Source organism: Priestia sp. YIM B13552 (genome assembly GCF_042787775.1).
GTDB lineage: Bacteria > Bacillota > Bacilli > Bacillales > Bacillaceae_H > Priestia > Priestia megaterium_E.
Window position 1 is genome coordinate 390625 of the sequence record NZ_JBHZOU010000002.1, and the last position, 12740, is coordinate 403364.

General features: G+C 39.5%; 10 protein-coding genes. 1 reads left to right on the forward strand and 9 read right to left on the reverse strand.

Annotation, left to right across the window (positions count from 1 at the left end; genetic code table 11):
* Window positions 1–59 precede the first annotated feature (59 nt).
* The 3 genes from ACFX40_RS08095 to hflX form a co-directional block, all read right to left on the reverse strand.
* Complete coding sequence (locus ACFX40_RS08095; RefSeq protein ID WP_013058786.1) at window positions 60–467, reverse strand: MerR family transcriptional regulator; 408 nt, start codon at window positions 465–467, stop codon at window positions 60–62.
* Between the two features lie 190 nt (window positions 468–657).
* A complete protein-coding gene (locus ACFX40_RS08100) occupies window positions 658–1920 on the reverse strand; it encodes a methionine gamma-lyase family protein (RefSeq protein ID WP_025750257.1) in 1263 nt (420 codons plus the stop codon).
* Window positions 1921–1934: 14 nt separating this feature from the next.
* On the reverse strand, window positions 1935–3197 hold the full coding sequence (gene hflX / locus ACFX40_RS08105; RefSeq protein ID WP_081085247.1) for a GTPase HflX: 1263 nt from the start codon (window positions 3195–3197) through the stop codon (window positions 1935–1937).
* 277 nt (window positions 3198–3474) lie between these two features.
* On the opposite strand from hflX, the gene ACFX40_RS08110 reads away from it, so the two are divergent.
* Window positions 3475–4086 carry a trimeric intracellular cation channel family protein gene (locus ACFX40_RS08110; RefSeq protein WP_013084735.1) on the forward strand — a complete coding sequence of 204 codons (612 nt, stop codon included), beginning with the start codon at window positions 3475–3477 and terminating at the stop codon, window positions 4084–4086.
* A 33-nt stretch (window positions 4087–4119) separates the two neighbouring features.
* Here the strand turns inward: ACFX40_RS08110 and spoVK are convergent, their stop codons facing one another.
* The 6 genes from spoVK to bcaP all read right to left on the reverse strand — a co-directional run bounded on the left by spoVK (window position 4120) and on the right by bcaP (window position 12686).
* On the reverse strand, window positions 4120–5076 hold the full coding sequence (spoVK, locus tag ACFX40_RS08115; protein WP_016765353.1) for a stage V sporulation protein K: 957 nt from the start codon (window positions 5074–5076) through the stop codon (window positions 4120–4122).
* Between the two features lie 187 nt (window positions 5077–5263).
* Entirely contained in the window at window positions 5264–5488 is a 225-nt protein-coding gene (gene hfq / locus ACFX40_RS08120) for an RNA chaperone Hfq (RefSeq protein WP_013058791.1), read from the reverse strand.
* Between the two features lie 32 nt (window positions 5489–5520).
* Window positions 5521–6471, reverse strand: a complete 951-nt coding sequence (miaA, locus tag ACFX40_RS08125; protein WP_050689712.1) for a tRNA (adenosine(37)-N6)-dimethylallyltransferase MiaA — start codon at window positions 6469–6471, stop codon at window positions 5521–5523.
* Between the two features lie 100 nt (window positions 6472–6571).
* Complete coding sequence (gene mutL / locus ACFX40_RS08130) at window positions 6572–8449, reverse strand: DNA mismatch repair endonuclease MutL (protein ID WP_377237876.1); 1878 nt, start codon at window positions 8447–8449, stop codon at window positions 6572–6574.
* Between the two features lie 18 nt (window positions 8450–8467).
* Window positions 8468–11125: a DNA mismatch repair protein MutS gene (gene mutS, locus ACFX40_RS08135; RefSeq protein ID WP_098433289.1), complete on the reverse strand. Its 2658-nt coding sequence runs from the start codon at window positions 11123–11125 to the stop codon at window positions 8468–8470.
* Between the two features lie 163 nt (window positions 11126–11288).
* Window positions 11289–12686 (reverse strand): branched-chain amino acid transporter BcaP, encoded by a 1398-nt coding sequence (gene bcaP / locus ACFX40_RS08140; RefSeq protein WP_013084740.1) that lies wholly within the window; start codon window positions 12684–12686, stop codon window positions 11289–11291.
* Window positions 12687–12740: the final 54 nt, after the last annotated feature.

Consider the following 12740-nt stretch of genomic DNA (forward strand, 5'->3'; position numbering starts at 1 on the left):
ATATAATATTTATAATCTATACCCCTCATATACGAACGGCATAAATATTGATAACTTTATTAATGAAAGAACCTGGACATATCTCCTTGATTTAAAGTTGCTCGATTAAAACGGCCTGCTTGCATAAGTTCTGCACGAAGCATTTTTCGCAATTCATCGTCCGTTAATTCTGGCTTTGCTGTTGCTGCCACAACTTTTTCTTCTTGCTTATGCCCTTTTTGCTCCTTTTGAAGATGAAACAGCTGTTTTACACCTGCTAAGTTTACACCTTGTTCAATAAGATCACGGATTTCAAGCAGCTTATCAACATCGTTAAATGAGAATAATCGTCGATTTCCCTCTGTTCTTACTGGTGCAACTAATTCATGTTCTTCATAGTAGCGAATTTGGCGAGCCGACAACTCAGTTAACTGCATCACAATTCCAATTGGGAAAAGTGGCGTATTTCTTCGAATGTTGTCACTCATTTCAGTTCCTCCTTTGGATTAACTATTTACATTGTATGCTATGTTAGTTCACCTGTCAACCGAATGTTAGTAATTCTAACATAAATTTTTCTGAACATTTCTTCTATACAAATAAATAGCGCTTCGTTTATTTTTATAAGCCTATCTTTTCTTTCTTAGCGGGGAGAAAATAGTCTTTCTATCTTATATTTTATAAAAGTTCTTTCGTCAGCATTTGATCTACTGCCATGCATATTGCTACTTTTACGTGAGCATACGTTAACCCGCCCTGCACGTAAGCGACATAAGGAGGCCTGATAGGTCCATCTGCCGTCAGCTCAAGGCTTGCTCCTTGTATAAACGTTCCAGCTGCCATAATCACATCATCTTCGTACCCTGGCATATAAGCAGGATAGGCCGTTACGTGTGAATTAATTGGCGAAGCAAATTGAATAGCCTGACAAAAAGAAACCATTTTATCGCGGTCATCGAACTGCACGGATTGAATTAAATCCGTTCGTTCACTGTTCCACTTCGGTTCACTTTGCATCCCTAGCTCTTCGAACATAGCGGATGAGAAAACCGCTCCTTTTAATGCTTGACCGACTACATGCGGAGCCAAAAAGAAACCTTGATACATTTCTTGCAAGCTATACAGCGTCGCTCCAGCTTCTGCACCGATTCCAGGAGTTGTCATTCGGTATGAACAAGCTTCCACTAGGTCTTTTCGTCCTGCAATATAGCCGCCGATTTTAGCAAGACCTCCACCAGGGTTCTTAATAAGCGACCCCGCCATCAAATCTGCTCCTACATGCGTTGGCTCGATTGTTTCTACAAATTCACCGTAGCAGTTATCGACAAATACTATAACGTCAGGCTTAATACTCTTTACAAAAGAAATCATTTCTTTTATTTGCGCGACTGTAAAAGAAGGACGAATGCCGTAACCTTTTGAGCGCTGAATGCCTATCATCTTTGTGTGCTCATGAATAGACGCTTTCACTTCTTCAAAATCCACTTGACCTTGCGCTGTTAAATCTACTGATTTATAGCTAATATTATATTCTTTTAAAGAGCCTACGCCACTTCCTCGTATACCAACAATTTCTTCAAGAGTGTCATAAGGCTTTCCAGTTATATATAATAGTTCATCTCCAGGACGCAGTACACCAAACAGCGAAATGCCAATTGCGTGCGTACCTGAAATAATTTGCGGACGCACCAGGCAAGCTTCTGTTCCAAAAACATCCGCGTATACTTTCTCCAACGTATCGCGGCCTAGATCGTCATATCCATACCCCGTTGTCGGATTAAAATGTGAATCACTCACTCGATTTTGCTGAAAGCTTTGCAGCACCCGAAATTGATTTGCTTCAATGCGCTCGTCAATTTTCTCATGTACGGGCTTAATTTGTTTTTCTACTTTTGCAGCAAGTTCCCGAATGCGTGCCCCGTTTTTTAACTGATCAAACATCATTTCTTTGTTCCTCAACTTTCTTCAAGCGTTTGTAGCTTTTTGTAAAGGGGATGCTCTTTTGCGATATACCCTTTGCACTGATACTTCTCAGTTTCTTCATTGAATTTTAACGACTCAAGAATAGAGACCGTTTTGAGTTCAGCGAGCATTTTCCCTTCATAAGCCGGCAGCAGCACATGAAAAAATGCCATTTCTTTTTTCATTTCTTCTTGAATTCTTTCCCCAAGCTTCACTAAATCAGCAGCTTTAAAAGCGCTCATTGATAAAGATGTCGAAGCGGATGGGACAAATAGTTCATGCTGCATATCTTCTTTATTGTAAACTGTCAGCATCGGAATGTCCGTTACGTTCAGCTCTTCTAGTAAGCGATGCACTGTTTTTTCGTGGTTGTTGTAATCTGGATTAGATGAATCTACCACGTGCAGAACAAGGTCAGCTTCGGTTACTTCTTCAAGTGTTGAACGGAACGCGGCTACTAACGTTGTTGGAAGATCTTGAATAAATCCAACCGTATCCGTTAACAGAGCCGTTAGTCCTGACGGAAGCGTATACTGTCTTGTCGTTGGATCAAGAGTTGCAAACAGCTGATTTTCTTCAAAAATACCCGCCTCTGTTAAGCGGTTAAAGATCGTCGATTTACCAGCGTTCGTATAGCCCACAATTGCAATTTGATAGACATGATTACGCTTACGTCTTTCTCGATAACGTTCGCGGTGACTTACCACTGTCTTTAGCTGACGCTTAATTTCATCAATTTTACGGCGAATATGTCTGCGGTCACTTTCAAGTTTCGTTTCACCAGGACCTCTTGTTCCAATTCCGCCTCCAAGACGTGACAAAGCGGTACCTTGTCCTACTAACCTAGGTAGCAGATAATTTAATTGAGCAAGTTCCACCTGCATTTTTCCTTCTCGCGTTTGAGCACGCTGTGCGAAGATATCCAAAATCAGCTGCGTACGGTCAATAACACGCGCAGATAACCCTGCTGACAAATTGCGGATTTGACTCGGTGACAATTCATCATTAAATACAATTAAATCAGGCTCTAACTCTTCTTCAAGAGCCACAAGTTCTTCTACTTTCCCTTTTCCAATATAAGTAGCTGGATGAATGCGATCGCGCTTTTGCGTTAACCTTACCAGCACTTCGCCTTTTGCAGTCTCAGTTAAAGATGCTAGCTCATCCATTGAATATTCAAAACGTTCGTCATCGTCATGAAGCTGACATCCGACTAAAATTACGCGTTCAAGTTCAGTATTCATTTCTGCTGTCAAAGATTTTTCCTTCCCTTACTATTAAATTGACAAATCATTCATATCATATCAAAAAAATGCCCATTTCTCCATCTTTGCAAAAGAGACAGAATACATTGTCTTTTACTAGTTTAACACCCTTTTTAAAATCTATAAAATGATGATTAAAAAAACATTGAAATATCACGAAATTCTGTATACAATTTGAGTTGGTTTACTTATCGAAATTTGAATCAGGCTGCCTGATTTTAAAATAATAGTCGCTACTTGGTGAAAACAGAATAAAGGGGATAGCATCATGACTTGGGACGTACTTAGCATTATTGGAACGATTGCTTTTGCAATCAGCGGAGCTTTCATTGCCATGGAAGAGGAATATGATATTTTAGGCGTTTACATATTGGGAATCGTAACGGCTTTTGGCGGAGGAGCCATTCGAAACCTGCTTATCGGTGTACCCGTGTCTGCCCTTTGGGAACAAGGACTCTTTTTTCAGATTGCTTTATTATCTATCACTGCCACTTTTTTATTTCCAAACAATATCTTAAAACATTGGAAGCGATGGGGAAACTTTTCGGACGCCATCGGCCTTGCAGCATTCGCGATTCAAGGAGCGCTTTATGCCACTCATATGAACCATCCGCTTAGCGCGGTTATTGTAGCTGCGGTCTTAACAGGAAGCGGCGGCGGGATTATCCGAGATTTATTAGCACGCCGAAAGCCTACTGTTCTTAAAGATGAAATTTATGCGGTATGGGCGATTATCGCAGGATTTAGCGTAGGGCTGCATATTACAAATACGCCTATAGAACTTTATACGTTATTTATCTTACTTGTAGGTCTTCGGATGTGTTCATATATTTACAAATGGCGCCTGCCGATCAAAACGATTCGACAACCAAATATGTAGAAAAAAAGCCTTTCGTGACGAAAGGCTTTTTTTCTACAGCTGAATATCGCTTGACGTTAAAGTTAGAAGTTCGTTGCGCTCAAAGCTTTCTTCTTCTAAAAGCCTCATGGATTGAGTACGTATGGAACGTTCGATAATGTTTCGCACATATCGACCGTTACTAAAATCCCTAGGCGTCTGATTGTACTTCACGTCCATGAAATGATCTTTTAGCTTTTTATAGGCCTCTGTACTAAACTGATACTGCCTGTCATTCATCATGTGACCGGCAATGTCCATCAGTTCATTTACATCATAATCCGGAAAATCAAAAATAAACGGAAACCTAGAGCGCAGCCCTGGATTAAGACTTAGAAAATTTTCCATTTCTCTTGGATAACCAGCTAAAATCAATACAAACTTATCATTTGAATCTTCCATATGTTTGACCAATGTATCAATCGCTTCTTTTCCAAAATCTTTTTCTCCCCCTCTTGCAAGGGAATAAGCCTCATCAATAAATAAAATACCTCCAAGCGCTTTTTTTACAAGATCTCTCGTTTTCTGAGCGGTATGGCCAATGTATTCTCCAACTAAATCAGCCCGCTCTGCTTCAATTAAATGTCCTTTAGACAAGATGTTCATATTCAAAAATAATTTACCTAGCAGGCGGGCTACCGTCGTTTTCCCTGTTCCTGGATTTCCTTTAAACATCATATGCAGCGCCTGCTTTCCCGCTTTTAAGCCCTGTTCCTCTCTTTTTTTGTTAATATATAACCACGCATATATTTCTTTTATCATTTTTTTCAATTCTTCCATTCCAACCAGTCCGCTCATTTCTCGTTCAATTTCCCGAAGCGGCTCATGATTTATGACAGCTTTTTTGGCAGGACGCGGAATTGATGTCGTATACGATTTTTCCTTTTTTGTTTCATTATTTAAAATGATATTAATTTGCCCATTATTTTTAAGAGTTATCGGCTGCTCCACCATGTTCACCTCTCGTTTCATCCCACTTCTCTGTATCGCATAGCTGCATGCGATGAACGATACGAAGACAATGATCTCTTATTACCGAAGAAATAATCGTCTATTATAAGGTTTATGTTCGATGAGTAAAAACAATGTTAAGAAACTTTTTTAAGCCTTTATTTGCATAAAAAAAGCATCCGAATATGCGGATGCTTCTCTTTAATCTCTATTCAAGTTCTACTGTAATATTTTTATTTGGTACAAATGTCGAAATCGCATGTTTATAAATCAGCTGCTGTTTTCCTTCAGATTCAATTAACACAGTAAAGTTATCAAATCCTTTAATTAGTCCTCTTAATTGAAAACCATTTAAAAGAAATACCGTCACATAGATATTTTCTTTACGTAATTGATTTAAAAATTGGTCTTGAATATTAACTGATTGTTTCATTATTCGGCCTCCTCGTTTCTCTATCTGTTTACTTAATTCGCTTCTTTCTTCAGCTTTCCTGCAATATATGTAAAAATTTCAGCAAACTTTTCGGGAAATTTGTCAACTTCCATCTCTATCCATTTTACAGGCATTTTATTTCGAAACCACGTTAACTGACGCTTGGCATATCTGCGTGAATTTTGTTTCAACTGTTCAACGGCTTCTTCGAGCGTGCAGCGTCCTTCAAAATAAGCATACAGCTCTTTATAGCCGATAGCTTGAATTGATTGTACATCATGCAGACCACTTTCGTACAATGATTTGACTTCATCAAGCAGTCCAGCCTGCATCATCATATCGACTCGGTGATTAATTCTCTCATATAATACGTCTCTATCCATTGTAAGTCCAATAATGCTTACGTCATATAATAACTCTTGCGACTGTTCTTTTGTATAGTCACTGAATTTTTTGCCGGTTACTTCATAAACTTCAAGCGCTCTAATTACACGGCGATGGTTGTTTTTATGGATAGCAGCTGCACTGTCCGGGTCAATTTCTTTTAGCTTTTCATACAGGGGATCAATGCCATGAGCTTTAATAAATACTTCCATTCGTTCACGAACTTTTTCATCACTAGGAGTTTCTGTGAACTGATAATCATAAATAACGGATTGAATATAAAGACCCGTCCCTCCAACAATCATCGGCATTTTTCCTCTAGCGTGAATATCATCGATTTGTTTTCTTACAATCTCTTGAAATTCTGCCACAGAAAACGATTCATCCGGCTCCTTAATATCGATCAGGTAATGGGGAATACCCTGCATCTCTTCTTCTGATACCTTTGCTGTTCCGATATCCATCCCTTTATAAATTTGCATGGAATCACCTGAAATAATTTCTCCGTCTAACTGTTTGGCAAGTTCAATGCTCAATTTTGTTTTACCAACCGCAGTTGGTCCAATAATGACAATAAGTTTTGGTTTCTCTCCCGTCATAACAACACTACTTTCATCTATAGGCATTCACATCATTCCATTTTATCCAAATGGCCATGATTTATTCAACAAAACGGCTAGCTGCAGCTAGCCGCATTGCCTACATCACTCGCTTAAACATTTTTTCCATTTCATACGTCGAATGATGAATAATAATTGGTCGTCCGTGCGGACACGTAAATGGATCTGTTGTTTTTCTCAACGTCTCAAGTAAAGCAAAAATCTCATCGTTTCGCAAATGATGATTCGCTTTAATCGATCCTTTACAGCTCATCATAATAGCCGCTTCTTCTCGTAACTTTTCGATATTGACTCGTTTCATCGTAAAGATTTGCTGAATCATTTCTTCAATGGTTTCCTGTTCCTCTCCTTTTGGAAACCACTGCGGATGCGAACGAACTATATAGGAGTTTTGTCCAAACGGTTCTAAAAAGACTCCTACTTCAGCAAGCATGTCTTTGTACTCTTCTAAAATCAAGGCTTCATTTCCCGAGAACTCTAGCGTAAGCGGCATAAGCAGTTCTTGAACTTCTGAATCTACTTCTCCAAGCTTTCGCTTAAAATATTCGTACTTAATTCTCTCCTGCGCCGCGTGCTGATCGATAATAAATAATCCTTTTTCATTTTGTGCCAAAATATACGTTCCGTGCATTTGGCCAATTGGGTACATCGCAGGAACACGGGATTCTGGCTGCTCTTTGGCTAAATGGTTTGGTTCTGGAATAGGAGCGTTCTCTTCCACCGATTCTTCATATTGTTCTATTTCTCGAAACGTTGGTTGGAGTTCTTCATCTTGACGTATGACCTCTGTTTTAACAGGCGGCATGATCTCGTCTACACGAGGGGGGGCCTCCTTAAAGCTAGGCTCACGAACCGTATTAGACGGCTGATAGCCAGACGGTTTAGACTGATGATCAAATGTAAAGGTCTGCTGCTCAGTTGGCTGCACAGCTGCTTTTGACTTAGTTGGCACTACAGCATCTGGAATTAACTGCTGCTTTTTAAAAGCAGCTTTCACTCCTTGTTCAATAAGCTCAAACAGCTCCGCTTCTTTACTCAACCGTACTTCTAATTTTGCTGGATGAACATTCACGTCCACTAATAAAGGGTCCATTGTAATGGTTAAAAACACAATCGGAAAACGACCGATAGGTAAAAGGGTATGATAGCCCTGCTGTACCGCTTTTAACAACCCGTAGTTTTTAACAAACCGACCGTTAATAATGGTGGACATATAGTTGCGAGAAGCTCTTGTGATTTCAGGAAGAGCGACGTAACCATTCACTTCATAATCAAGTGACTGAACGTTAATCGGAATCATTTTTTTGGCTACTGCCATTCCATAAATAGCGGCAAGCACTTGGCGCACATCTCCGCTTCCGTTCGTATACAGAAGCTGTCTTCCTTGATGCATCAGCCTAATTGAAACTTCAGGATGAGACATTGCAAGACGATTGACGACATCCGTTACGTTACCAAGCTCCGTGTTTACCGTCTTCATATATTTTAAACGTGCAGGTGTATTGAAAAATAAGTTTTCAATAACAAGTTCGGTACCTTTTCGGCTTGACGTTAATTCGTGATGAACGATTTCTCCGCCTCTAAGTTTAAGATGAGTGCCGGCTTCTTCTCCCGTACTCGTTTTGAGTTCAAGCATTGAAACCGAAGCAATACTTGGCAAAGCTTCACCGCGAAATCCTAACGTTCGAATTCGAAATAAATCTTGTTCTGTTTTGATCTTACTTGTCGCATGTCTTTTAAAAGCGGTCAAGCAGTCTTCAGAAGCAATGCCGTCTCCATTATCCAATATACGAATTTTTGAAAGCCCAGCTTCTTCTAGCTCAATTTCAATAACTGTACTGTTTGCATCAATAGCATTTTCGACTAGTTCTTTCACCACCGAAGCAGGTCGTTCAACAACCTCTCCGGCAGCAATTTTATTTGAAAGTTCGTCTGAAAGCTGCACAATTTTACCCACAGACTCACTCCTCTCACTCTATTTCTTCTTTAATGATTTTTGCAGTTCATACATCGCATTCATTGCGTCTAAAGGCGTCATTTCCAAAATATCCAGCTCTTTTAAACGATCTACAATTGCTTTTTCACGTTTCGAAAGCGCAGGCTTTTCTTTTTTCTTTTCTATTTCAAAGAACGAAAGCTGATTGGCTTCATCTGCTTTTTTACCATCTGCACGTTCTTCTTGAACCAAAGAAGCACCTTCTTGTGGAACTTGCTGTGTCATCTCTTCTCTTGTTGGAGCCTGACGTACAGGTTCACGCTCAGAAGATTGTTCTAAGTCGTGTAAGATGACGCGAGCTCGCTCTAGAAGCGGATCTGGAAGTTCCGCTAGTTCCGCTACGTGAATACCATAACTTTTATCTGCGGCACCATCTTTGATTTTGTGTAGAAAGACGACTTTTCCATTTTTTTCAACCGCGCTTACATGAACATTTTTAAGCGCAGGAAGCGACTCATCGAGTACGGTTAATTCATGATAATGAGTAGAAAATAGGGTCTTACAGCCAATATGTTCATGAACGTATTCAATAATTGCTTGAGCAAGAGCCATTCCGTCATACGTAGACGTGCCTCGTCCAATTTCATCTAACAGAATTAGACTCGACTGAGTGGCATTTGTCACTGCATTTTTCGTTTCTAGCATCTCGACCATAAACGTACTTTGCCCTGAAATTAAGTCATCGGCTGCTCCGATACGTGTAAACACTTGATCAAAAATCGGCAGAACCGCTTCGTCCGCTGGCACAAAACAGCCAATTTGAGCTAGTATCGCCGTTAAAGCGACCTGACGCATGTACGTACTTTTACCAGACATATTAGGTCCTGTAATCAGTAAAATTGAACTATCATCCGTCATTTGACAGTCGTTTGGCACATATTCCTGTGAATTCATTACTTTTTCTACTACTGGATGGCGTCCATTTTGAATCGAAATATCTTCACTTGAAAAAATAGGCTTTGTGTAATGACGTTCTTCACTGATTTTTGCAAAGCACTGCAGTACGTCAAGCTCACTTACTTTTTTAGCGAGTTCTTGCAGCCTTGGGATATATGCTTTTACTTCCTCACGAATTTGTAAAAACAATTCATATTCCAGCTCTACAATTTTCTCTTCCGCTTCTAAAATCAGCGCTTCTTTTTCTTTCAGCTCAGGAGTAATAAAACGTTCTGCATTGGTTAACGTCTGTTTTCGTTCATACATTCCTTCAGGCAAAAGATGCAGATTTGCCCGCGTTACTTCTATATAATAGCCGAACACGCGATTATAACCAATTTTCAGTGAGCGAATCCCTGTTTTCTCACGCTCTTGCTGTTCAAGTGACGCAATCCACGTTTTTCCGTTTCGGCTTGCATCTCGGTATTGATCAAGCTGTTCATGATAGCCGTCATTAATAATGTCTCCTTCTTTAATTGACAAAGGAGGGTGCTCTTTTAATCCTCTTTCAAGAAGATTAGCTAATCGCTCACAAGGATCAATGTCTTCAACAAGCTTTGTCGCATAAGGATGATTCAAACGATTCACAACCTCTTGGATATGAGGCACATTTTGCAATGATTTTTTTAATTGAATTAAATCACGAGCATTTACATTACCAAAAGCGACTCGACCAGCTAAGCGTTCTAAATCATATACGTCTTTTAGCAACTCACGCAGTTCTTCTCGTTCAAAAAACTGTTTCATTAAGACATCTACCATATTCAAACGATTATCAATATCCGCTTGTTTTAAAAGCGGACGGTCAATCCAATTTTTTAATAAACGGCCGCCCATTGCCGTAACGGTCTGGTCTAATAACCATAGAAGCGAGCCTTTCTTTCCTTTTGAACGAATCGTTTCGGTTAACTCCAAGTTTCGCTTAGAGAACAAATCAATTTTCATATATTCATTGATTTGATAAAACTGCACGGGCTGTAAGTGTTCAAGCGAACGCTTCTGCGTGCGAGTTAAATACTGAAGAATACGCGCAAACGTTGTGATAAGCTTTTGCTGCTGAAGCGACTCTACTAAATAATCTAGTCCTTCTACTTGCTCTGTACTATTCTCATAAGAAATGGTAATCGTCATGCGCTCTTTTAGTGTTTGTAATAAGTCAGCAGGAAATTCAGAGCTTACAACGACTTCTTTTGCTTCTTTTGCATAAATCTCTGAGACTATATCGTGAAACGAACTAACAAGCGTTACGCTGTTTTCTCCTGTAGACAAATCAGAAAGAGCAAGACCAAACGTTTGATCCTCGAACGCAGTAACAGAACAAATATAGTTATTTTCCTTGTCATGCAGTCCGCGTTCGTTCATCAGTGTTCCGGGTGAAATCACCTGTACCACTTCTCGCTTTACAACACCTTTTGCATGCTTAGGGTCTTCTACTTGCTCACAAATAGCTACTTTAAATCCCTTTTCAATTAAACGCTCGATATACGTAGGAGCAGAGTGATACGGAACCCCGCACATCGGAATTCTCTCTTGTCCTCCTCCGTCTCGGCTTGTTAATGTTATTTCAAGTTCTTGAGAAGCTGTCGTAGCATCTTCAAAGAACATTTCATAAAAATCACCTAATCTAAAAAACAAAAAGGCATCTTGATACTCTGCCTTAATTCTCAAATATTGCTGTATCATTGGCGTATACGCTGCCATACTATTCCTCCATACCACATCTAGTTGTGCGTTTTTGCTACACGTATTATAACATAAGTCTTTCTTAAACTTAATTTATTCAAATAGAACAATCTTCAATTTCTTTTCATAAAACACATAAAAAAGCTTCGGACGAAGGAAGAAGCTTGTCCGAAGCTTTTCATTATTTACTGCTGTTCAAATGACTATGCTTACGTCCGTATAAGAAGTAAACCACCAGCCCTAGTACAAGCCAAATTACGAAACTAATCCATGTTAATTTTGGAAGCTGAAGTGCTAAGTATAAACAGAACACAAAAGCTAAAATTGGAATCACCGGCACGAACGGTACGCGGAAACCAGTCGATTCTGAAGTTTGTTTTGATTTACGTAAATATAAAATTCCAATTGATACGGTCATGAAAGCAAAAAGAGTACCGATGTTTGTTAACTCTGCTAATCTTCCTAATGGTACTAAACCAGAGAAGATGGATACTAGTAAACATGTAATCCACGTATTTACTACCGGCGTTTGTTTTTTCTCACTGATTTTTGAAAAAGGCTTCGGCAATAGACCATCTCGACTGATCGCATAAAATAAACGAGTTTGTCCATACATCATAACGAGTAATACCGTTGTAATACCAACAATTGCGCCTAATGAAATAAATCCTGCTACCCAGTCTTGGTTAATGTAGCTTAAAGCAAATGCTACAGGGTTTTTAACATTTAATTCTGTATAAGGTACGATTCCTGTTAAGATAAGCGATACGACGATATAAAGGACTGTACAAATCGCAAGAGATGCGATAATTCCAATTGGCATATCCCGCTGAGGCTTGCGTACTTCCTCGGCCGCTGTTGCTACAGCATCAAACCCAATGTAGGCGAAGAATACAGTTGCTGCTCCTGTCGCTACTCCCGAGAAACCAAACGGCATAAACGGCGTCCAGTTTTCTGGTTTAACATAGCTAACTCCTACCCCGATAAACAGGAGTACAACAGCCAGTTTAATAATAACCATGATAGCATTAAAACGTGAAGATTTTTTTACTCCTTGCGTTAAAAGTAATGTGATTAAAAATACGATCATAATTGCTGGAATATCAATATACGTGCCGTTTGCAGGATTATATGCACTCGTTAAAGCTTTTGGAAAATGTATGCCAAACCCTGCTAATAATCCTTGGAAATACCCGGACCATCCGCTGGCTACAGCAGAAGAAGCAAGACCGTATTCCAAGATAAGATCCCATCCTAAAATCCAAGCGATTAATTCACCAAATGTTGCATAACTGTAAGTGTATGCACTTCCTGAAACGGGAACTGTTGAGGCAAACTCTGCATAACAAAGAGCTGCAAACACACACGCAAGTCCTGACATAATGAAAGATATAACTAAAGCTGGACCGGCATGTTCAGCGGCGGCTACGCCCGTTAATACAAAAATTCCGGTTCCGATAATAGCTCCAATTCCTAACATTGTTAAATCGAAAGCGCCTAAATCCTTTTTTAATTTAACACCTTTAGAGTTGGTTTCACTAATTAACGTTTGAATTGATTTTTTACGAAATAAGCTCATAGTAAACCCCCAAGAAATACTTATCTGATATAACTAAATTTTCTGAAAATTAAT

Coding starts and splice junctions, on each gene's coding strand:
- ACFX40_RS08095 (WP_013058786.1), bottom strand. CDS start 467: ATGAGTGACAACATTCGAAGAAATACGCCACTTTTCCCAATTGGAATT.
- ACFX40_RS08100 (WP_025750257.1), bottom strand. CDS start 1,920: ATGTTTGATCAGTTAAAAAACGGGGCACGCATTCGGGAACTTGCTGCA.
- ACFX40_RS08110 (WP_013084735.1), top strand. CDS start 3,475: ATGACTTGGGACGTACTTAGCATTATTGGAACGATTGCTTTTGCAATC.
- spoVK (WP_016765353.1), bottom strand. CDS start 5,076: ATGAAACGAGAGGTGAACATGGTGGAGCAGCCGATAACTCTTAAAAAT.
- hfq (WP_013058791.1), bottom strand. CDS start 5,488: ATGAAACAATCAGTTAATATTCAAGACCAATTTTTAAATCAATTACGT.
- miaA (WP_050689712.1), bottom strand. CDS start 6,471: ATGACGGGAGAGAAACCAAAACTTATTGTCATTATTGGACCAACTGCG.
- mutS (WP_098433289.1), bottom strand. CDS start 11,125: ATGGCAGCGTATACGCCAATGATACAGCAATATTTGAGAATTAAGGCA.
- bcaP (WP_013084740.1), bottom strand. CDS start 12,686: ATGAGCTTATTTCGTAAAAAATCAATTCAAACGTTAATTAGTGAAACC.